Origin of the sequence: Streptomyces sp. NPDC006134 (assembly GCF_040628835.1) — a bacterium.
GTDB lineage: Bacteria > Actinomycetota > Actinomycetes > Streptomycetales > Streptomycetaceae > Streptomyces.
Window position 1 is genome coordinate 1 of sequence record NZ_JBEXTV010000059.1, and the last position, 21315, is coordinate 21315.

Sequence of the window (21315 nt, forward strand, 5' to 3'; positions counted from 1 at the left end):
CGCGCCGCTGGGGCGCGAGCGCGTGAAGATCGTCGAGCGCGAGGACATGCTCAGGGAGAGCGGCGCGTGAACCGTTGACCTCCGCCTCCCCGCCCGGCCGCCTCGCCGCGCGGCGAGGCGGCCGGGCATCCCTGCCGCGCCGTGCGATGCCGCGCGGCGGGCGATGTCCCGGACCAGGTCGCTCCCGGCGGTGAAGCCCCGCTGTCCACCGCGTCCATGGGCGTAACCTGCCGCAGTAATCTGACGCCCCGTGCACCGAAGACACGTGCTCCGAAGACACGTGCGCCGAAGACACGTGCACTGAAGACAGAGGCGAGGGCGGTAGGCATGTCCGGCATTTCATGGGTGCCCGATGCATTCGGGCAAGGATTTTCGCTGACGTTCGTCCGTGACGTTCCGGTACGTGAACTGCTCGGCAGGTTCGGATGCGCACCGGGCTCGATCCGGCCGTCGACGCTGGCCGACGCGCGGGAGCTGGAACTCGAGGACGAGGACGACGGCGCGGTGATCTGCGCCGGACGTGCCGGCGGCTGGTCCTTCGCCCTGCAGAGCTGGGGGGCGCGCATCCTGGAGGAGGGGGTCATCGAGCGTGTGTCGGCCGGTGCGGAGATGGTGGGGCTGATCAGCACGGCGTCGGCTCCCGCCTTCGTCTACGCGGTCGACGGCGAGGAGATCTGCGGTTTCGACCCCGGACTGCCCCACCTGCGCTACGGGGCGGATCCCGACCGGTTCCTCGCCCGGATGGCGCAGGCCGGTATGCCCGCGGACGGCACGCCGGTGGAGGGGAGCCCCACGGCCGCGATGCTGCGTTTCGCGGAAGCCGCGTTCGGGTTGTCCCTGCCGCAGTCCTCGACACTGCGGGAGGAACTGCTCAGCGGCAGGGTTCCCGAGGACCCGGATGACGCATGACGGACACATGACGGACGCATGACAGCGACACAGGGGCGCGGACCGTGCGGTCCGCGCCCCTGCGCCTTTTCCCCCGACGACGTCAGGGAAGGTCACACGCCGTCAGGTTGCAGTTGCTGAAACCCGGCACGTCGACGTAGTACTTGTCCTCGTCGTGCAGGCGCATCGCCGTGGTGAACCTGCCGAGCTGGCCGCCCGCACCCGTGTTCTGGTCCAGGGGGATGCTCCCTCGGCCGCATACCTCCTTCCAGGTCGGAAGGGGAGAGTTCGGGTCGTACTCGAGCGACCAGCGACTGCCGTTCTTGACCGCGTAGAACTGGGCGCACTGCGACCCCGAGGTCAGGGTTCCCCCGCCGCTCTGGCGGGACTTGGCGAAGGGGTATTCGTCGCAGGACGGTTTGGTGCTCGATGCCGTGGTGCCGTTCGGCACCGGATTGAAGGTGCTGTCGCAGATCACCTTGCGGTTGTTGGCCGCGATCGTCTCGTCGGCCTGGCGGGACAGCGGGCTGTTGTGCTTCGCACTACCCGGGTGGCTGTCCAGCTTCTCCATCAGCAGCCAGTACAGCGCGGCCGCGGAGGGGTACTTCTTGGTGTTGATCTGCAGGGTGGGCGTGTACGTGGGGAAGACGCAGCCGGGCTTGGTCTCCGGAACCTCTTCCTTGCCCATGATCACGTCGCAGCGGACCACCAGGTCGCTGTCCGACCACGACGTCTCGGCCGTGTCCACGGTCTGGGTCGAGGTGGCCGTGAGCGTCCAGGAGAGGATCAGGCTGTCCTTTCCTGTGGTCCCCGTCCACCAGCTGCCCACACCGAAGGTCGCTTGGTGCAGGTCCTCCTTGAGCCAGGTACGGGAGCCCGCCCACTGTGACTGACTCGACTGGCAGGGCCCGAAGCAGTCGGCCTTCACGTTCAGCGTCACGTTGGTGAGCGCGCCGGTGAAGTTGACGGGCGTGAAGGTGATCTGCTGGTCGATGGCGTTCTCGTTCTTGTACAGCTTGATCTGCTGGTCGATGTCCCAGCTCGCGCTGCCGATCGGATTTCCGCGCTCGGTGAGCGTCGCGACGATGGGGGCGCTGCGGTCGGTCGAGATGCACGCCTCGTACCTGTTGTACAGGTTGACGGCCTGGTTGACGCAGGCGGGCACGATGCCGGCGCGCGTCGAAGGGGACGTGCTGCGCGTCGAAGGGGACGTGCTGCGCGTCTGCCGTCCGGCGTCGCTGTTCACCTGGATGCAGAGCCGGCGGCCCGTCTTGGCGTCCTCCGGGGTGCAGCTCTGCGCGGGGGCGCTCCGGGCGACTCCGGACCTCGTGCCGGACGAGGTGAAGTCCAGCGGCGGCGTGGGGATGGGGATCATCTTCTGAGCGTCGTAGTCGATCTCCGGGGCGTTCGGGTCCGGATCGGGGAAGGTGATCTCCGGCATGCCCGAGTAGTCGCCGGGGACGAAGGCGACGGCGTCGAAAGCGATGTCTTCCTCACCCGTGCCACTCGGCACGATGGTGTCGACCTGGACCTCGGGGACGGCGCCCTTGAACTGGTACGCGCCGAGGGACACCCAGCGGTTCTTTCCCTCACCGCCTTCCAGGAGCTGGTTGACCGGCGGCGTGTCCCGCCAGCCTTGGGCGGTCCTGACGCGGTACCGGGCGTCCTGGGTCTGCGCTCCGTGGTCGGGGATGTGGACCATGACCTTGGCCGCGCTGTCCAGTTCCCTGTTCAGCTTCCAGGTACCGGTGACCTTCAGCCGCTGGCCCTTGGCGTCGTCGGCGCGGGTGTGGGCGAAGTAGAAGTGGCCGCCGAAACCGGCACCGAGCTGGTGCAGGTCGACCTTGGCGGGCCAGACCGTGGAGACGGTCTGTCCGTCATGGGCGAGGCCCGCTTCGCCGGCACCGAAGTCGAGGGTGAAGGTGCCCTCGTTGGTCCAGTCGCTGTTGGAGCAGTCCGGCCGGACCGACGGGGTCCCGGCCGGTGCGTCGTCGACGACGATCGCGCCGGAGGGCAGGCCGGAGGCCGTGCAGTTCGGCGGGTAGGCGGTGCCGTCCGCCTGCTCGTAGTCGTAGTCCGGCGAGGGGAAGCGGAAGAACTCGTTGCCGCACGAGTAGGAGCAGTCCGTCTTCCACTGCACCGACTGGTGATACCAGCACTTGAAGTCGTCACGGGTGCACGGGCCCTGTCCGGGCTCGTTCTTCGCGTCGTCACCGATCTTCGACGGCTCGCACCAGTTGTACGGCCCGCAGAAGAGGTCCTCCGGCGGCTTCACGTGCGCGCGGTTGTACTTCGCCGAGCCCTTTATCGTGGCGTCACCGCCGGTCCCGTTCCACCAGGCGGCGCGGAAGGCCGGCACCATCGTGCCCGGTGACTCCAGGTACGCCGGCGGGTGCGCGGCGAACCCGAGCACCTTCTCCGGGTACGGCCAGTGCTGCGGACGGGCGGCGTCCGCGGGGTCCTCGTTGCCGAGGGCGTCCTCCATGAAGGGGGTGCGGCTCGCGTCCCACTCGGGGTTGGCGGGGTTGTTGGCCCAGCCCACGCCCCACGGCTCGTTGCCGTTGACGTTCTCGTAGAACCCGCTGTTGTAGGCCCACAGGGCGAAGAACCAGTTCTCCAGCTTGGTCGGGTCGCCGTCGTGCACGACGAGCCCGGCCCGCCTGGTCTGGTTCCACTTGTCGGCCAGGATCTGCAGGCCGGCGGCGACGTTGGCCGCGTAGTCCAGGGCCACGGCCCGCTGCTTCTGGTAGTCCCAGGCGGTGCCGCCCTTGCCGTGCTCCCGGCCGGCCAGCCGCATGTGGTCGGTGACCTGCGTGATGCCGTAGCCGCAGTCGGCTTCGGACCAGTCGACGTCCCAGTCGTTGTCGGTGTTGCCGTCGTAGTAGTCGATGCCGTAGTAGTTCCCGATCAGCGGGTTGCCCGTCACGCCGGGCACCGACGAGCGGGCCGCCTGCCACATGTTCGACTCCTGCGCGGTGATGCCGAGCATCACCTGGGCCGGGACGCGGCCACCGCCCTCGAGGGACGGGTTCGGGAAGAGCGTCTGGGGGGAGTAGGCGGGCATCCCCAGGTTCTTCCAGTTCGCCGGCCGTGAGGCGCCGCTGTTCAGCTTCCCGGTGATCGCCTTGTTGACGGCCCACTCGACCTGGCGCGGCTTGGGCTGCATCGCCTGGTTGCGGACGTCACCGCGCGGCACGGAGCACGTGCGCTCCGATTCCACGACCTCCGTCCGCGTGCCCGTCACGTCGCCCGGGTCCTCGGCCGCCAGTGCGCGTGTCCCGGCGCTGTCGGTGCGTACTCCGCCCTCGTCGGCCGCCGTCTTCTTCGCTTCGCCCAGCAGGGGTGACGGGGTGCGGGAGGTCGCCCACCGCGGGGACTTGGCCCGCAGCGGAGTCACCGTGAACCCGGCTCGCCGGCCGGTGTCCCGGACCGTCGTGGTGATGTCGACCGAGCGGGCGTCCGTGGCCTTCTCGGGATGCAGGTACGCGGGGGAGCCCTTGCCGTCCGCCCACACCGTGCGCTGGACGATCGCGGCGCCCTCGGTGGAGAGCGTGGCGTCCTTGTCCGCGCTGGCCAGACGGGTGACCGTCTTCGGCAGGCTCTTCGCCACCCGCACGTCGCCGGTCACGTACACCTGGCCACCGCGCCGTGCCAGCCCCGTCCGGCCGAGCGGTCCCGAGCCGAGTGCGGACGTCTTCCGGTCCGCCCACCGGCGGACCAGCGCGGTCTCCGTCTGCTGGAGGCTGTCGCGCTGCACACGTTCCAGGAACACGTACCCGCCGTCGCCGTCCTTGCTGATGCGGTACGGCACCGTGCCCGTCGTCGCGAGCCTGCGCTTCTCGCCCCGCGTGCCGATCTCGACGAGCGTGCGTCCGGAGGCCGCGACGATCCTGCCGTCGCCGGCCGGGACCGAGGAGGTGATCTGACCGTCCACCGCGACGGGCTCGCTCAGCTCGGCTGTCGCGGCGTCCACACGGATCAGCCGGGTCTGTGCCTTGTCCTCGCCCGGCGACTGCGTCAGCACCGCCTCTTCGCCGGTGCCGCACCCCGGGTTGTAGTACGACAGGGAGGCGTTGGCCTTCAGCTTCGTCGTCGCGCCGCTGGCCAGGTCGACGACGGCCGTGAAGCCGCCACGGGCCATCAGCTCGGGGTCGTTGGTGAACGTACGCGGCGCGTAGACCACGACGGCGCGCTTGCCCGAGCCGGTCACGCACACGTTGCCGATCCACTGGTCCGCGTCGAATCCCGGCTCGGCCAGCGACGCGAGCGTCTTCCAGGCGTATCCGCTCTTCTCCGTGGCGGTGAGGATGTGGAAGCCCTGGGCGTCACCCGTCGTGGTCCAGGCGATGTCGGCGGACTCCTGGTAGTCCTCGCCGAGCAGTTCGGCGCGGTCGCCCGGCGGGACCGCGTCGGTTCCGGACTTCTTCGACGACTTGGCGGCCTGCCCCGGTTCGGGGGTGTCCGCCCAGGCCGAGGCCTGGAGCAGGCCGGCCAGCATTCCGCCGGCCGCCATCACGGCCAGCGGAACTCTTGCGTGTCTATGGCGTATCAACGCTCGTCCTTCGGATGGGGGGAGGGAACGGGCACGGCTGCCGTACCGGCAGAGCACCCGTTCCCGAAGGGGCTAGCTCCGCTTGTGCGACGCGTTTTCGTTCTTCAGGCCGGTCTTCAGATTCTCGGCCCACGTGTATTCGCCGCAGTACGCGTAGAATGACTGGGAGGTGCCCAGGTAGCCGGAGTTGAAGTAGACGGTGTTCATCACCGAGCACTCGCCGTTGGCGACGGACGCGGCGTTGTTCTTGATGGGCTGGCCCTCACCGCTGTCGTCCTTGCACGAACTCGTCCCGTAGATGTTCTGGTATGCGAACACCAGTCGCACCAGGACCGCCCCGTTGGGGGAATAGCCGTAGTGGTCCGGGACGCTCTTGTTCGCGATGTAGCAAGAACCCCCTCCCAGCCAGGTGTTCTCGCTCCGGCTGTTGTAGAAGATCGCGAAACAGTACCTGTTGTCGGTCGACGTGCACCCGTCCGACTCGTACGACGTCGCGGCATGGGCCGGCTGCGCGACGACGGCGCTGGCGGCGAGTACCGCGGAGGTGACCGCGGTGCTGATGAGGTGGTGTGTTCTGCGCTTCACGTTCATTCCCCCGAGAGTGCGCGCTGCGCCTTCAGTACCGTCGTGTTCTTCTTCGAGAGTTCGGCGTCCAGTGCGGTCCGCCGCTTGGTGATCTCCACCTGCTGGGCGTCGCTCTCCACCTTGTGCCAGACCTGGATGAGGGAGGTCTCCTTCTTGCACGCCACGTCGTCGACGGCGAGCCCGATCTCCTCCTCGGATGCCGTGGCCGCCGCCATGTCGACCTGCTCCGGGGGGTCGTAGGGGTGCGCCACGGAGTGGCCCTTGTCCTTCATGCACGCGGACCACGCGGCGATGGCGGCCTGCACCTTCGCGTCCTTCATGGACTGCTGGAGGGCCGTGATCTCGGCATCGGAGGCGACCGGGCTCTGGGGCGCCGGTCCCAGCTTGCGCGACGTCTCACCGCGGCACCCGCCCTCGGGGAGGGCCTTGCCGTTGTACGTGCCGTCGGCCGATTCCGGCCCTTCACCGGTGAAGACGGCCTGCTCGGCGCCGGGCGCCGGTTCCCACACGGGCGGCTCGGCGGCTTGCTCCGGGGGCAGGTGGTAGCCGTACCGGGCGGCCTGCGTCTCGTCCGAGATGCCGTAGCGGCGTGCCATGTTGGCATCGTTGTAGTGCCCCGGCGGATGGGTGCCCGGCACCGGCGGACGGAAGTCCGTGAACCCGTATCGAGCCATGCACCCGACCCACAGGGCCCGTTGGGCCTGCTGCCACTTCACGCCCTCGGGGTATGCCACGAGGTACTTCTCCACCGGCAGCGTGAGGCCCTTGGCGAGGCCCCTCTCCGGTGTGGGCCGGGGCCACTTGCTCTCGTCCGCGACGTTCTCCGCCGCGACGCGGTGCGAGGCGTCAGGAGACCCGGGGGCCCCGCTGCTCGTCCAGACAAGTGCCCCTGTCACAGCGAGCGTTGACACGGCGACGCTCCCTATGAGCGTCCTCCCTGTGCGCATGTACACGACCCCTCTTGTGTCGCCATCGTTTCTGCGCTCTCAGCACACATCGCTCATCCTGTGCGGCGGCTGTGAGCGTCTCGCCTGGATCATGCCTGAACCCTGATTGGTCCAGGCCACAGCTCGGCAACGGAGCGATCTCGGTTCACTACGGCGACAGTTGGCGTGGCCGGCTGTCCGGCCGCCGGACCGGCCACGGGTGAGGGCGTCACGGCGGGGCAGGCCGCCGGGCCACCGGGCCGGACGCGCCGCACAGCCGGATCGGCCGGTGTCCCCGCAGGCCGGAACCCCGAGCCGGGTGGCCGGGCGAGCTCCTTCCCCGATGCCGCCGACCGGCTCGGTGCGATCGCCCGCGTGCGGGGAGGGTCCTGCGACTCCGGCGTGTCCGCCGGCCTGCCGAGCTGACCACCGGTCAGCCGCGGCTCGTTCCCCAGTGCCACACCGGCGGCACCGCGGCCCGCTCCTCCACGGCCTGGGCGGCGTCGAGGACGAGGTCCTCCTCGAAACGGCCGCCGATGAGCTGGGCGCTCAGCGGCAGGCCCTCGTCGAGGGTGACCGGCACCGTGACGGCGGGGAAGCCGAGCACGGGGACCGCCGTCATCGGCCACATGGCGGTGAACAGTTCCACGGCCCGGCTCCGGCCGGTGAGGTCGGCGTCCTGCTCGAAGGGCGGCTCGGCGCACACGGGGGTGAGCAGGAGCCGGTCCCCGCCCAGCAGTTCCTGGAGCCGGGTGACGAGCGTGGCGCGGCGGGCCCAGCCGTCGATGTAGGTGCGCAGGGACGGGGTCTCGCCCCACAGCCGCGCGGCGGCGTCGAAGTGGTGGCCCAGCGCGGTGCGGATGTCCTCGCCGCCCACCTGGTGGACCAGCGGCAGGATCGGGCGGATGTCCTCCGTGATCAGCAGCGACCACAGCCGGGCGGCCTCGGCCAGTACGGGCATCCCGTCGAGTTCCTCGATCTCGTACCCGGCGTCGGCGAGGTGGGCGACGGCGGCGTCCAGCGCGCGGTCGACGGCGGGGTGGTTCTTCACGGTGCCGATGGTGCGGACGACGCTCACCGTGACCGGCCCGGCGGGGCGCGGCCGGTCGGGTATCGCCGGGACGCCGCTGGGGTCCCTCAGGTCGGGCGTGGTCATCGCCTTCAGGGCCAGCCGGGCGTCGGCCACCGTCCGGGCGAGGGGGCCCTGGACGGCGCAGGAGTGGACCGTCGGCGGGAGGTCCGGCTCGGCGGGGCCGCCGGGGGTGCCGGCGTGGACGGGCGGGCTCCAGCCGGAGATCCGGCCGACGGTGGGGCGGACGCCGACGACGCCGCAGCAGGCGGCCGGGAAGCGGATGGAGCCGCCGATGTCGTTGCCCTGGGCCAGGGGCGTCATCCCGGCGGCCAGGCCGCTGGCGGCGCCGCCGCTGGAGCCGCCCGGTGTGCGGCCGGGGTCCCAGGGGTTGAGGGTGCGGCCGTGCAGGTCGTTGGCGGAGAACCAGCGGAAGGAGAAGGCGGGCGCGTTGCTGCGGCCGAGCGGTATCGCCCCGGCCGACCGCAGGGCGGTGACGCAGGCCGCGTCGCCCTCGGCCGGGTGGTGGGCGAGGGCGGGGACGCCGTTGCTGGTGGCGTAGCCCTTCTGCTCCGTATTGATCTTGATGGAGACGGGGACGCCGTGCAGGGGCCCGAGTTCGGCGCCGGCGGCGACGGCCTCGTCGGCGCGGCGGGCCGCGGCCAGCGCCTCCTCGGGGCGGACGTCGGCGAGCGCGTTGAGGCGCGGGTTGACCTCCTCGATCCGGTCGAGGCAGGACCGCACGACCTCGGCCGAGGAGATCTCGCGGGCGCGGATGGCGGCGGCGAGGTCGGTCGCGGTGCGCTGCCACGGTGCGGTCGGTCGGGGTGGAGTCGCCATGGAGTACCTCTTCGCGTCGAGGCCCGGGCGCGTACGGCGGCGCGGGGGCACGGGGGCACGGGGAAAGCACGGGAAGGGGGCGGCGGCGCCCGGCCGGTCGGCGGGCCCGGCGCAGAAGGGAGGTGCGGGGACACCGCCGTCATACAACGGTGTTTTATCTCGCGGCCAGCCTCCGCCCGCCCCGTCCCGCGTGTCAACCCCCGTCCGCGCCCTCGCTCGCCCGGGGCGGCTCAGCCCGCGGACTCCCCCGCGCCGGGCGGCCGGCGCAGCAGGTCGACGACGGCGAGGGCGGCCCGGGCGCCCCGCTCGTCCGGCCAGCGGTCCGGGTCCTCCAGCGTGGTGAGCCAGTAGCCGCGCAGCAGCAGGTGGAGGACGTCCCCGGCCAGCTCGGGGTCGGGCAGCCCCGCCTCGGCGGCCAGGGCGCCGAGTTCGTCGCGGTAGCGCCGGGAGGTGGCCGTCCTGACCTCCTCGACCGCCGCCCCGGCGCCGGGCCCCTCGCTCGCGATCTCCATGAGCAGGCGGCGCAGCACCTCGTCGTCGCGCTCGGTGGTGCACATCCAGCGCAGCGCGGCCCGCAGCCGCTCCTCGCCCGTGAGGCCGTCGAGTTCGCCCTCCAGCTCGCCCGCCCACTCCTCCTCGGCCCGCCGCAGGGCGTTGATCATGAGGGCGGAGCGGCTGGACACGTAGTTGGTGACCATGGCCGTCGAGCCGCCGAGCCGGGCGGCGACGGCCCGGATGGTCACGGACCGCACGCCCCGCTCGCGGGCGACCTGGATGGTGGCGGCGGCGATCTCGTCGAGCCGCCTGGCCTCGTCTACCTCGATCGGCATGCCGTCGACCCTAACGCAGAGGGTTGACCGGGTTCCCAGGAGCTGCAATGTTGTCATACAACGCTGTTACATGACGGCGTTGCATATCGAGCCTCCCGGAGAACAGCAGATGAGCGTTCGTGTCGAACGAACCGGCGCCGCCCCCGTCCCCGGCCACGCCCGGCAGCACCTGGTGCGCATGCGTGACGGGACCCGCCTGGCCACGGACGTCTACCTGCCGCCCGGCCACGACGGCACGGAACCGCCGGACGGCACGGGGCTGCCGGCCGTGCTGGTCCGCCTCCCGTACGACAAGAACAGCCGGTACGTCTACTTCGACCGGGCGGCCCGGCTGTTCACCGCCCGCGGCTACGCCCTGGTGGTGCAGGACGTGCGCGGCAAGTTCCGTTCCGGCGGGCGGACCCTGCCCTTCCTGCGGGAGCCGGAGGACGGGTACGACACCATCGACTGGATCACGCACCAGCCCTGGTCCGACGGGGCGGTCGGCATGTTCGGCGACTCCTACTACGGCTTCACCCAGTGGGCCGCCGTCGCCGCCCAGCACCCGGCGCTGCGCGCGATCGTGCCCCGGGTGACCACGGTGGACTTCAACGCCACCACCCAGGACCCCGGCCGCGACGGCTCCGGGGTGGGCCGCCCGGTGTGGCTGGAGGGCATCGAGTACTACGCGCACCACTGGGTCGACCACGGCGTCTGGGACTTCGAGCCCGACCGCTCGGTGCGGCCGGTGATCGAGCAGTACGAGCAGGCGTTCCAGGCCATCGGCGCCCGCTCGGTGTGGTTCGACCTGCTCGCGCCCCGCTTCACCGACGTGCTGCACGCGCTGGGCCGGCACCCCTTCGACGCGCGGCCGGTGCCGGTGCTGCACTGCATCGGCTGGTACGACAACATCGGCGTCCCGCACATGCGGGACTACCTGGAGCTGGCCTCCCGCCCCGGCTGGGACGCGGTGCAGTACCTGTGGGCCGGGGCCGTCGACCACGAGAACTACGAGCTCGGCCGCGCGCCGGTCACCGACGCCACCGACCACGCCACCAGCGACGCCGCCCTGGAGCGGATGCTGCCGCGGTACGCGGGCCCGGCGCTGGACTTCTTCGACGTGTTCCTCAAGGGCGTCCGCCCGGTCTCCTCGCTGCCCAAGGTGACCTGGGAGCTCGGGCACGCGGACTGGCGTACGGCGCGGGCGTGGCCGCCGCCCGGCAGCCGGGAGCGGACCTTCTGGCTGGCCGACCCGGCCGCCGCGCACGGCCCGCTGCCGGGCGGCGCCCTCGCCGACGCGCCCCCGCCCGGCGAGGACGGCGCCCGGTGGGTGTACGACCCCGAGCACCTGGTCCCCTCCCTGGTGCCCGACTCCTTCGCCTACCTGCGCACCCACCCCGACGTCTCCGCCCTGGCCGCCCGCGAGGACGTCCTCGTCTTCACCTCCCCGGCGGTGACCGAGCCGCTGGACCTGGCCGGACCGGTCGGCGTGGACCTCCATGTCACCGGTACGGCCCCGGTGTTCGACGTGTTCGCCAAGGTGCTGGACGTCTCGCCCGGCGGTGAGGCCCGGCTGATCGTGCGCGGGCAGGTGTCCGTGCGCGGCGACCGGGCGCCCGGCGAGGTGCACGTCGAGTGCGGCCACACCGGCTACCGGCTGCGTCCCGGCCACCGCCTGGCGCTGCTGCTCGCCGGCAGCGACTACCCCATGTTCCTGCCGTCCTCGGGCAGCGACGAGAACCCCTGGACGACCCTCGCCGCCAAGCCCGGCACCCAGACGCTGCGCACCGGCGGCGCCCACCCCTCGCGCCTGACCGTCACGGTCCTGGAGCCCCCGGCCCGCTGACCCTCCACCTGCGCCGGCCCGTCACCTCCGCCCGCCCTCCGTCTCCGCCGGTCCGTCACCTCCGCCGGCCCGTCACCTTTCCGGACTCACCCGCACGCCCGCACACCCCCACGCCGAAGGATCCGTCACCGCCCCACGACTCCCCTCCTCAGGAGCACGACCATGCACGCTCCCCGCACCGCCCCGGGCCTGATCGCGGCCCTGTCCGCCTTGCTGGCGCTGTCCGCCTGTACGTCGGGGGGCGGCTCTCCGGGCGGCCCGCCGGCCTCCGGCGCCCCGAAGCTGACGGCCACCACGCCCGCCGCGGCCGGCACCCTGGACGAGGTCACCTGGAACCTGCCCCTGGGCGAGCCCACCACCCTCGACCCGGCCAAGGCGGGCGACTACTCCCCCAGCACCGTGGTGTCCAACCTCTGCGACCCGCTGCTGCGCCTGAAGCCCGACTACTCCATCGCCCCCGGCCTGGCCACCGGCTGGCGCCGCCCGGACCCGAAGACCCTCGTCCTGGACCTCCGGGAGGACGTGAGGTTCTGGGACGGCACGCCGATGACCGCGCAGGACGTCGTCGCCAGCCTGTCCCGGCAGCGCGATCCCGCCACCCAGGGCGTCAACGCCCCGGTCCTGGCGGCCGTCTCCTCCATCGCCGCCTCCGGCACCCACCAGGTCACCGTCCGTTTCAAGGCGCCCGACGAGCTGTTCCTGAAGTACCTGGTGAACGGCTTCGGCGCGGTGAACAAGGCGTCCTACCTGAAGAAGGCCGAGGGCTCCTACGGCACCGCCCGAGGCGGCCTGATGTGCACCGGCCCGTTCAAGCTCGCGGGCTGGAAGCCCGGCGAGTCCGTCACCCTGGTCCGCAACACCGGCTACTGGGACACCTCACTGCGCCCCAGGGTGAAGAAGCTGACCTTCACGTTCGTCACCGACCACAGCACGCTGACCGGCGCCCTGCTGTCCGGGCAGATCGACGGCAGTTACGAGATCCCCTCCACCGTCGCCCGCGCCCTGCGCAGGTCCGATGCCGGCACCCTCTACCACGGCCCCTCCGCGCAGACCGTGTTCATCTCCCCCACCGGCCCCTCCTCCCCGCTGGCCGACCCGCGGCTCACCCGCGCGCTGTCGCTGGTGCTGGACCGGGACGCGCTGGTGAAGAACGTCTTCGACGGCGCCGCCCACACGCAGAAGACGTTCATCCCGTCGTTCGTGTGGCGCGGCGGCGAGGCCGCCGACGTCTACGCCGAGGGCTACGCCGCCCTGCCCGCCGTACCGGAACCGGACGAGGCGGCGGCCCGGAAGCTGGTCGAGGAGGCCGCCCCGAAGCGGCGGACCCTCACCGTCGCCATGGGCGCCGGGGACCAGCAGTCCCTGCAGATCCTCACCTTCGTCCAGGCCGCGGCGAAGCGGATCGGGCTGAAGGTGGTCATCCGCCAGCTCCAGCCGACGCAGATGTCCGGCCTGTTCTACAACCCGTCCCTGCGCAGGGGCCTGGACGCGACGATGGCGCTGGGCTACGTCGAGATCCCCGACCCGCTGTCGTACGCGGAGATGTTCACCTCGCCCGCCTCGCCCATGAACTGGACGCGCTACGACAACCCCGAGGTGACCTCCCTCCTCACCCGGGCCCGGGCGGCGCTGGACCCGCGCGAGTCGGCCGAGCTGTTCACGCGGGCGCAGGCCCTGTACTCCGAGGACCTCCCCCTCGTGCCGATCGCCTGCCCGCACGAGCGGCTGTTCCTGAACAAGCGGCTCAGCGGCGCCCCGGCGTCCTTCGCCTACCTCAACATGCCGTGGGCGGCGCAGCTCGGCGGCACGGGCGAGGCGGCGTCATGATCTGGCGGTTCGTGGCCCGGCGGGCGGTGATGCTCGTGGTGACCGCGCTGGTCGCGAGCGTCGCCGTCTACGGGGCGCTGTTCGTCTCGCCGGGCGATCCGGCCACCCTGCTGGCCGGCGGCGGCAAGCCCCCGAGCCCGCGGCTGATCGAGGAGATCCACCGCCAGTACCACCTGGACGACCCGTTCCTCCAGGGCTACTGGCGGTGGCTGAGCGGCATGCTGCACGGCGACGCGGGCCAGTCCCTCACCTACCGGGACTCCGTCACCCGCCTGGTGACCGACCGCATCGGCAACACCCTCTTCCTCGTCGCCTACGCCGCCGTCCTCGTCGTCCTGCCCGGGGTCGCCCTCGGCACGCTGGCCGCGCTGCGCGGCGGGCTCGGCGAGACGCTGGTGACGGTGGTGACCACCGCGCTGATGGCGGTGCCCACGTTCGTGATGTCGGTGCTGCTGATCTGGGGGCTGTCGGTGCAGTGGGACTGGCTGCCGGCGTACGGCGCCGGGAGCGGCTTCGCCGGGCGGCTGGAGCACCTCACCCTGCCCGCGCTGGCGCTCGCCGCGTCCTGGCTCGCGTACGTCGCCCAGGTGACCCGGTCGGCGGTCCGCGCCGAACTGGCCTCCGAGCACGTGGAGACCGCGCGGGCGCGGGGCATCCCCGAGCGGTTCGTGCTGCGCAAGCACGTGCTGCGCAACGCGGCCGGGCCCGTCTTCTCCGTCTCCGGTGTGGCCGTCGCCGGCCTGATCGCCATGTCGTCCGTCGTCGAGCAGGCCTTCGGCGTCAACGGGATCGGTGCCCTGCTGATCCAGAGCGCGGCCAAGCAGGACCTGGCGGTCGTGCAGGCGCTGGCGCTGATCGCCGTGGTCGTCTTCGTCACGGTGAACACCGTCGTCGACGTGGTCGGCGCCGCGCTCGACCACCGGATCTCCCTGGAGGGCGCCGCATGAGCACGTACCGGATCGCCGCGCTCGGCGAGCGCCGGGCGCGGGCGGGCCGGCTGCGGGCCCTGGCCCGGGGACGGGGCGTCCTGATCGCCTCGGGGACGGTCGTCGCGCTGGCGGTGCTGGCGGCGGTGTGCGCGCCGCTGATCGCCCCGTACGACCCCGAGGCCGTCGACCCGTTCGCCGTGTCGCAGGGCGGCTCGGCCGCCCACTGGCTGGGCACCGACGACACCGGCCGGGACATCCTCTCCCGGCTGCTGCACGGGGCCCGGCCCAGTCTGCTGGCGCCCGCGCTGGTCACGCTGGCCGCCGGTGCGGTGGGCACCGCGCTGGCGGTGAGCGCGGCCTGGGCGGGCGGCTGGTGGGACCGGCTGGTCTCCGCCCTGCTGGACGTCGTCTTCGGCTTCCCCGGCCTGGTGCTGGCCGTCGTGGCCGCCGCCGTCTTCGGCGCCGGGCTGAAGGTGGCGGTGGTGACGCTGTCGATCGCCTATCTGCCCTACATCGGCCGGGTGGTGCGCAGTGCGGCGCTGCGCGAGCGGAACCTGCCGTACGTGCTGGCGCTGCGGATGCTCGGCATGCCGGGGTGGCGGATCTGCCTGCGCCACCTGGTGCCCAACCTGCTGCCGCTGGTGCTGGTGCAGCTGGCGACCTCGTTCGGCTACACGCTGCTGGACGTGGCCGCGTTCTCCTTCATCGGGCTGGGCGCCCAGCCCCCGGCCGCCGAATGGGGGCTGATGGTGGCGAACGGTTCCTCCGGGATCCTGGCCGGCCGTCCCGAGCAGTCCCTGTACGCGGGAGCGGTGATCGTCGTGTTCGTCATCGCCTGCAACCTGCTCGGCGGCGCACTGTCCGCACGGCTCCTGGAGGACGGGCGATGACCGCGCACGAGACCCCGCTGCTGGAACTGGACGGGCTGCGCATCACCCTGCCGGTGAGGGGGCAGGACCGTACGGTGATCCACCGGGTGGACCTGTCCGTGCCGGCCGGGACCGCAGTGGGCCTGGTCGGCGAGTCCGGGTCGGGCAAGTCGATGACGGCGCGGTCGGTGCTGCGGCTGCTGCCGGCCGGGGCCCGCACGGGCGGGGAGGTCCGCTTCGACGGCGCCTCGGTGACCGCGATGGGCCCGGCCGAACTGCGGCGGCTGCGCAGCCGGGACGTCGCCATGGTGTTCCAGGACCCGCGGGCCCACGTCAACCCCGTCCGCACCGTCGGCGACTTCCTCACCGAGGGGCTGGTCACCACGCGGGGCGTGCGCCCGCGGGAGGCGGAGCGGACCGTCACCGCGCTGCTGCGGGACGTCGGTGTCGCCGACGCCGCCCGCCGGATGCGGCAGCGCCCGCCGGAGCTCTCCGGCGGCCTGCTGCAACGCGTGATGATCGCCGCCGCGCTGGCCGCCGAGCCCCGGCTGCTGCTCGCCGACGAGCCCACCACCGCGCTCGACGTCACCACGCAGGCCGAGGTCATGGCGATCATCGACGAGGCGCGCGCCGCACGCGGCCTGGCGCTGCTGTTCATCACCCACGACCTGGACCTGGCCGCGGCCGTGTGCGACCGCGTCGCGGTCATGTACGCCGGCGGTGTGGTGGAGGAGCTCCCGGCACGGCACCTGCACGGCGGTGCCCGGCACCCCTACACGCGCGCTCTGCTGGCCTCCCGTCCCGATCCCTCGGCTCACGGCCGGCCGCTGCGGGCCGTGCCGGGACGGCCGCTGCCGGCGTACGAGGCGGGCCCGGGCTGCGCCTTCGCGCCGCGCTGCCCGGCGGCCCGGGAGATCTGCCGCACCGAGCGCCCGGAGCCGGCCCCCGCCGGGGACGGCCTGGCCGCCTGCCATTTCCCGGCCGAAGTCCCGGCCGAAGCACCACCCGAAGTCCCGGCCGAAGTCCCGGCCGAGCCGCGCACCGCGGTGCGCGAAGGCGACAGGAGCACCCCTCATGGCTGACCCGTCCCCGCCGCCCGCCCTGCACGCCACCGGACTGCGCAAGACCTTCGGCGGCTTCACGGCCGTGGACGGCGTCGACCTGACCATCGCCCCGGGCGGCTCCCTGGCCGTCGTCGGGGAGTCCGGGTCGGGCAAGACGACGACCGCGCGCATGGTGGCCGGGCTGGAGGAGCCGACCGCCGGCGCGGTCCTGCTGGGCGGACAGGAACCGCCGTACCGCCGGGCCCGCCCCGCCCGGCGGCGGGCGTTCGCCCGGCAGGTGCAGATGGTCTTCCAGGACCCGTACGCCTCCCTCGACCGCCGCCAGCGCGTCGGCGACTGCCTCGCCGAGGTGCTCGCCCTGCACACGGAGCTGCGCGGTACGGAGCTGAGGCAGCGGGTCGCCGAGCTCCTCGGCCAGGTCGGCCTGGACGAGCGGCACGCCGCGTCCCTGCCGCGCGCCCTGTCCGGGGGCCAGCGGCAACGCGTCGCCATCGCCCGGGCTCTGGCGGCCGAGCCGCGCCTGCTCGTCCTGGACGAGGCGGTCGCCGCCCTGGACGTCTCCGTACAGGCGCAGATCCTCACCCTGCTGGGCCGCATCCGCGAACGGACGCAGGTGGCCTACCTGTTCATCACCCACGACCTGGGCGTCGTCCGGCACGTCTGCGACGACGTCGCCGTCATGCGGCACGGCCGGGTCGTGGAGCGCGGCCCCGCCTCCGCCGTGCTGTCCGCGCCCGGCCACCCCTACACCCGCGAGCTGCTCGGCTCCGTGCCCCGCCGGGGCTGGAAGCCGGCCCGCCGCACCACACCGAACGGAGCCTGACCATGTCCTTCACGCCTTCGCTGACGTACGCCTTCGAGATCCGCGCCGCCGTCGCCCCGCCCCTGCACATCGGCCACGGCGACGGCGAGCGGACCGAGTTCACGCCCATCACCGGCGGCACCGTCCACGGGCCGCGCCTGAACGGCACCGTCCTCGCCGGCGGCGGGGACTGGTCGAACACCCGGGGCAAGGTCTGCGAGCTGGAGGCCCGCTATCTGATCCGGGCCGACGACGGCGCCGTCATCGACATCGTCAACCGCGGCTACTACCACGAGGGCGCCGGCGGCCCCGACCAGTTCGACGGCACGCTGAAGGTGGCACAGGCCGGTGTCTACTTCCGCACCTCGCCCGTCTTCCGCACCGACGCGCCCGCCCATCGCTGGCTCGCCGGGACGGTGTTCGTGGGCCTGGCGCGCGCGGAGGGCGACCCCGAGCGGGGCGAGCACATCGTCATCCGCTGCTTCACGGTGGACTGAGCGGGGCGAAGAGGGAGGAGCAGAGCGGCGGAGAGCGGGGAACCGCTCGGGAGGACCGGGCGGCGGCACGCGGGCGTGGGTCCGGCGGCGGGGGGAGTCCCGCCGGACCCACGCCCGCGTCCGCGCCTTCGGGGCGGGCCGGGTCACACCTCCAGTTCGGCCTCGATGCGGCGCAGCTGGTGGCGGGCCATCGCCAGGTTGGCCCGGCCCGCGTCCAGGACGAGGTACAGGAACAGGCCGTTGCCGCCGCGGCCCTTGAGGAGGCGGATCAGGTGGTACTGGGTGTTGAGGGTGATGAGGATGTCCTCGATCTCCTCCTTCAGGCCGAGGTGCTCCATCGTGCGCAGCTTGGCGCGGACGACGTCGGTGTTGCCGGCGGCGGCGACCTCCAGGTCGAAGTCCTTGGTGCCGCCGAGGGTGCCGAGGGCCATGCCGCTGGTGTAGTCGACCAGGGCGGCGGCGGTGGCTCCGTCGATGGAGCTCAGGCACTCCTTGAGGGCGGTCTCCAGGTTGGCCATGCGTGGGTTTCCTTTCCGTACCTACGGGATCGGGGTCAGACGGTCCGGCGGTGGCCGCCGGGCTGCGGGCTCGGCTCGTGCACGGGCCGCTGCGGTGTGCGGACCGGCAGGGTGCCGATGGGGCGGGCGGCGCCCGGGGGTGTGGCGGGGAAGTGGTCGGCGGGTGCGGACGGGAGGTGGCCGGAGGACACAGGGGGCGCGGGGGGCATGTGCCCCGAGGGCGCAGGGGGGACGTGGCCGGGAGGCACAGGGGGGACGTGGCCCGGGGGCGCGGGCGGGTCGCCGGGGCGGTCGCGCTGCGGGGCGAGGCGGGCGGCCACCAGCTCCCCTATCCGGGCGCCGCTGCGCCGGCCCTCCAGGTGCAGGCGGCCCACGTTGACGCGGCCGTCGGCGAGGAGGGTGAGCACGGCGGACGGGCCGGCCGCGTAGGTGGCGACGTAGCCGCGTTCGCCGCGCAGCAGCAGCTCCCGGAAGGCGCCGCGCGCGGCGGCGTCCGCCATGCGGTGGGCGACGCCGAGGGCGGCGGCGGTGAGCGCGGCGAGCCCTTCGGGCTCGGTGTCCGGCGCGTCGTGGGCCAGGACCAGCCCGTCGACGGTGGCCGCGAGCGACCCGGTCAGCTGGGGGACGCGGTTGCGCAGTCGGTGCAGTTCGTCGAGGACGTCGCTCTCGACGGCCATGAGCAGTCTCCTTTCGGCACGCTGCCGGCGCGCGCGGATCACAGGGCCTCCAGGGCGTCTTTGAGCCGCCGCAGCAGCGCCGTGTCCGGGTCGTCCCACACCGCGCCGGGCCGGCCGGGGACCGGTGCGGGGGACGCGGCGGGCCGCGGGGCGGGGGCGATCAGTCCGCCGGCGGCCAGGCGGCGCAGTTCGACGAGGGTGTGGTACGTACGGCAGGCGAGCGCGGCGGCGATGTCGGCGGCGGTGCGGACGCCGTCGACCTGGGCCAGGATCCGGCCGCGCCGGACGGGCAGCGGGCCGGCGTCGGCCGTCCGCGCGAGGGGGGCGGTGTCGACGGCGGGGTCGGGCCAGATGCGGTCCAGCAGGGCCCGGCGGCGCCGCGACTCGCGGACGACGGTGTCCACCGGGACCGTGCGGACGGGCCCGAGCCAGTGCGCGGCACCGGGCCGGAAGCGGCGTACGGGCCCGTCGTGGGCGAGGACGAAGTACGCCGCGTCGAAGAGGGCGCCGAGGTGGCACAGTTGCAGCGCGCCGGGGGCGAGCCGGCCGCTGTCCACGAGCCGGCGGCCCACCCGCTGGTCCGCTCCGGCCCGGCCGACCGCGTCCCACCAGCTCTCGGGGGTGACGGCTCCGCTGTGGACGAGCAGGGACCCGAGGTCGGGGGTGAGGGCGGACTCGACGTGGACGACGCGGCCGTCCGCGAGGTGGACGACGCCGCGCTCGCCCGACAGGGCGCCGGTGGCACGGTCGTCCGCGAGGGCGGCGAGCGCGCCGGAGACGGTGTCGTGGGCGGCCTGGACCTGGGTCATCCGAGCACCAGTCGCTCCGCCAGCTCGGCCAGCCGGATGCGGGCCAGCGCCAGGTTCCCGTCGGCGCGGTCCAGCCACAGGTGGAGGAAGACCGTGCTGTCGAACGGGGTGCTGACGAACCGCAGAAGGTGGTAGGAGTCCGCGGTCGTGACGATCAGGTCCTCGACGGGCGGTTCCTTGTCCGTCGCGGGGGCGCCGCGGGCCGGTGCCAGGATGCCGCTCTCCGCGGCGTGGCGGGCGAGTTCGGCGGCCTGGGCGGCCGCCGCCTCCGCGTCCTCGCCGGGGGCCTCGCCCACCGTTCCCAGGGCGAGTCCGCTGATCCAGTCGACCAGCGACGCACCGCGTGCGCCGGGCAGCCGCATGGCCTCCAGCAGACTCTCGTCTATTCCGGACACGCCGGATCCCCTCCCCTGCACGGCTCACACCGCGAACGTGAGAGCGAGACTACGGAAAGTGCTCGGCACGAGTGAGCCGTTTGGCATTTTCCAAAGGAATGTGCACAACGGGACTTCCGAGTGCGTTCGAGTCCGCCCGAGTCCGTTCGACGAGGACCGCTGATGATCGTTTCGATGTGCGGGGCGGGCACCCGTTCGGAGGTTCCCCGGCGTGGACACGGCGGGACGGGCTACCCGGCCCTCATGGCCCGACTTCATCTCCCCCACCGCGGGAAGCACAGTTCCCGACAGGACGAGGCGCACGCGCCCTCCGGCGGCCGGGAGCCGCACACGGAGCGGACGCACGACGGTGCCGAGGCGTACGGCCCGGGGCCCGCCACGGAGCGGCGGGCCGCGGACTCCCCCACGGAGCTGCCGAAACGCTCGTGGTCCGCACTGCTGCGGCGCGTGGTGGCCGAGTTCAAGGACGACGAGCTCACCGACCGCGCCGCGGCCCTGACCTACTACGGGATACTGTCGCTGTTCCCCGCCCTGCTGGTCCTGGTCTCGCTGCTCGGGATCGCCGGGCAGTCGGCCACCCGGGAAGTCCTGGACAACCTGCAGAAACTCGCGCCCGGCTCGGCGCGGGACATCATCTCCGACGCGGTGCGGCAGCTGCAGAGCAAGGCCGGCCTGGGCTCGGTGCTGGCGGTGGTCGGCCTGGTGGGCGCCGTCTGGTCCGCCTCCGGCTACGTCGCCGCCTTCATCCGCTCCGCGAACGCGGTCTACGACGTCCCCGAGGGACGGCCCGCGTGGAAGGTGCTGCCGCTGCGCGTGGCCCTGACCGTGGTGCTGCTGCTGCTCGCCGTGGCCAGCGCGCTCATCGTCGTGTTCACCGGCACCCTGGCCCGGCAGGCGGGCACCGTCCTCGGCCTCGGCGACACCGCGCTGACGGTGTGGTCGATCGCCAAGTGGCCGGTCCTGGTCCTGCTGGTCGTGCTCATGATCGCGCTGTTGTACTGGGCCACGCCGAACGCCCGGGTCCGCGGCTTCAGGTGGATCACCCCGGGCAGTGTGCTCGCCCTGGTGGTCTGGCTGATCGCGTCGGCCGGTTTCGCGTTCTACGTGGCGAACTTCGGCTCGTACAACAAGACGTACGGGACCCTGGCGGGCGTCATCATCTTCCTGGTCTGGCTGTGGGTGACCAACCTGGCCATCCTCTTCGGCCTGGAGTTCGACGCGGAGCTGGCCCGGCAGCGCGTCATCGACGCCGGTCACCCGGCCGACGGCGAGCCCTACGTCGAGCCCCGCGACACCCGCGCCTGGGACGACCAGGACCGGCGGCGCGCGGAACGGGATGATTGATGCGGAACAGGACGAGCGGCACGGAACGGGACGGCCGGCCTCACATGCCCCGGTCCCCCGTGGGTACGC

18 protein-coding genes are annotated in these 21315 nt (G+C 72.9%); 9 read left to right on the forward strand and 9 right to left on the reverse strand.

Annotated features, from left to right (window positions below; genetic code table 11):
• Positions 1 to 345 precede the first annotated feature (345 nt).
• Positions 346 to 909 carry a DUF6461 domain-containing protein gene (locus tag ABZ340_RS29725; RefSeq protein WP_358784938.1) on the forward strand — a complete coding sequence of 188 codons (564 nt, stop codon included), beginning with the start codon at positions 346 to 348 and terminating at the stop codon, positions 907 to 909.
• Between the two features lie 82 nt (positions 910 to 991).
• Here ABZ340_RS29725 and ABZ340_RS29730 read toward each other — a convergent pair whose 3' ends face one another.
• From ABZ340_RS29730 to ABZ340_RS29750, 5 genes are all read right to left on the reverse strand, one after another.
• Positions 992 to 5401 carry a hypothetical protein gene (locus tag ABZ340_RS29730; RefSeq protein ID WP_358784939.1) on the reverse strand — a complete coding sequence of 1470 codons (4410 nt, stop codon included), beginning with the start codon at positions 5399 to 5401 and terminating at the stop codon, positions 992 to 994.
• Between the two features lie 111 nt (positions 5402 to 5512).
• Complete coding sequence (locus tag ABZ340_RS29735) at positions 5513 to 6025, reverse strand: hypothetical protein (RefSeq protein ID WP_358784940.1); 513 nt, start codon at positions 6023 to 6025, stop codon at positions 5513 to 5515.
• A gap of 2 nt (positions 6026 to 6027) precedes the next feature.
• Positions 6028 to 6936, reverse strand: coding sequence for a hypothetical protein (locus ABZ340_RS29740; RefSeq protein ID WP_358784941.1), 909 nt, complete (start codon positions 6934 to 6936; stop codon positions 6028 to 6030).
• A 448-nt stretch (positions 6937 to 7384) separates the two neighbouring features.
• Entirely contained in the window at positions 7385 to 8860 is a 1476-nt protein-coding gene (locus tag ABZ340_RS29745) for an amidase (RefSeq protein WP_358784942.1), read from the reverse strand.
• A 230-nt stretch (positions 8861 to 9090) separates the two neighbouring features.
• Entirely contained in the window at positions 9091 to 9690 is a 600-nt protein-coding gene (locus ABZ340_RS29750) for a TetR/AcrR family transcriptional regulator (RefSeq protein ID WP_358784943.1), read from the reverse strand.
• Positions 9691 to 9799: 109 nt separating this feature from the next.
• Here ABZ340_RS29750 and ABZ340_RS29755 point away from each other — a divergent pair, with 109 nt between their 5' ends.
• From ABZ340_RS29755 to ABZ340_RS29785, 7 genes are all read left to right on the forward strand, one after another.
• Complete coding sequence (locus tag ABZ340_RS29755; protein ID WP_358784944.1) at positions 9800 to 11515, forward strand: CocE/NonD family hydrolase; 1716 nt, start codon at positions 9800 to 9802, stop codon at positions 11513 to 11515.
• Positions 11516 to 11677: 162 nt separating this feature from the next.
• Positions 11678 to 13342 (forward strand): ABC transporter substrate-binding protein, encoded by a 1665-nt coding sequence (locus ABZ340_RS29760; protein WP_358784945.1) that lies wholly within the window; start codon positions 11678 to 11680, stop codon positions 13340 to 13342.
• Complete coding sequence (locus ABZ340_RS29765; protein ID WP_358784946.1) at positions 13339 to 14289, forward strand: ABC transporter permease; 951 nt, start codon at positions 13339 to 13341, stop codon at positions 14287 to 14289. Before ABZ340_RS29760 ends, ABZ340_RS29765 begins: the two co-directional genes overlap by 4 nt.
• A complete protein-coding gene (locus ABZ340_RS29770) occupies positions 14286 to 15161 on the forward strand; it encodes an ABC transporter permease (protein ID WP_358784947.1) in 876 nt (291 codons plus the stop codon). Before ABZ340_RS29765 ends, ABZ340_RS29770 begins: the two co-directional genes overlap by 4 nt.
• Positions 15158 to 16222 carry an ABC transporter ATP-binding protein gene (locus ABZ340_RS29775; RefSeq protein ID WP_358784948.1) on the forward strand — a complete coding sequence of 355 codons (1065 nt, stop codon included), beginning with the start codon at positions 15158 to 15160 and terminating at the stop codon, positions 16220 to 16222. The genes ABZ340_RS29770 and ABZ340_RS29775 overlap by 4 nt, the downstream gene beginning before the upstream one ends.
• Complete coding sequence (locus tag ABZ340_RS29780) at positions 16215 to 17027, forward strand: ATP-binding cassette domain-containing protein (protein WP_358784949.1); 813 nt, start codon at positions 16215 to 16217, stop codon at positions 17025 to 17027. The genes ABZ340_RS29775 and ABZ340_RS29780 overlap by 8 nt, the downstream gene beginning before the upstream one ends.
• A 2-nt stretch (positions 17028 to 17029) precedes the next feature.
• Positions 17030 to 17503 (forward strand): DUF3237 domain-containing protein, encoded by a 474-nt coding sequence (locus ABZ340_RS29785; RefSeq protein ID WP_358784950.1) that lies wholly within the window; start codon positions 17030 to 17032, stop codon positions 17501 to 17503.
• Positions 17504 to 17646: 143 nt separating this feature from the next.
• On the opposite strand, the gene ABZ340_RS29790 is transcribed toward ABZ340_RS29785, so the two are convergent.
• The 4 genes from ABZ340_RS29790 to ABZ340_RS29805 are packed head-to-tail and all read right to left on the reverse strand — an operon-like array spanning position 17647 to position 19902.
• Positions 17647 to 18021, reverse strand: coding sequence for a hypothetical protein (locus ABZ340_RS29790; protein WP_358784951.1), 375 nt, complete (start codon positions 18019 to 18021; stop codon positions 17647 to 17649).
• A 35-nt stretch (positions 18022 to 18056) separates the two neighbouring features.
• On the reverse strand, positions 18057 to 18698 hold the full coding sequence (locus ABZ340_RS29795; RefSeq protein ID WP_358784952.1) for a roadblock/LC7 domain-containing protein: 642 nt from the start codon (positions 18696 to 18698) through the stop codon (positions 18057 to 18059).
• A 38-nt stretch (positions 18699 to 18736) separates the two neighbouring features.
• On the reverse strand, positions 18737 to 19507 hold the full coding sequence (locus ABZ340_RS29800; RefSeq protein WP_358784953.1) for a hypothetical protein: 771 nt from the start codon (positions 19505 to 19507) through the stop codon (positions 18737 to 18739).
• On the reverse strand, positions 19504 to 19902 hold the full coding sequence (locus ABZ340_RS29805; protein ID WP_358784954.1) for a hypothetical protein: 399 nt from the start codon (positions 19900 to 19902) through the stop codon (positions 19504 to 19506). The genes ABZ340_RS29800 and ABZ340_RS29805 overlap by 4 nt, the downstream gene beginning before the upstream one ends.
• A gap of 243 nt (positions 19903 to 20145) precedes the next feature.
• On the opposite strand from ABZ340_RS29805, the gene ABZ340_RS29810 reads away from it, so the two are divergent.
• The gene (locus tag ABZ340_RS29810; protein WP_358784955.1) at positions 20146 to 21246 is read left to right on the forward strand and encodes a YihY/virulence factor BrkB family protein; all 1101 of its coding nucleotides are present in this window, start codon (positions 20146 to 20148) and stop codon (positions 21244 to 21246) included.
• Positions 21247 to 21315 lie beyond the last annotated feature (69 nt).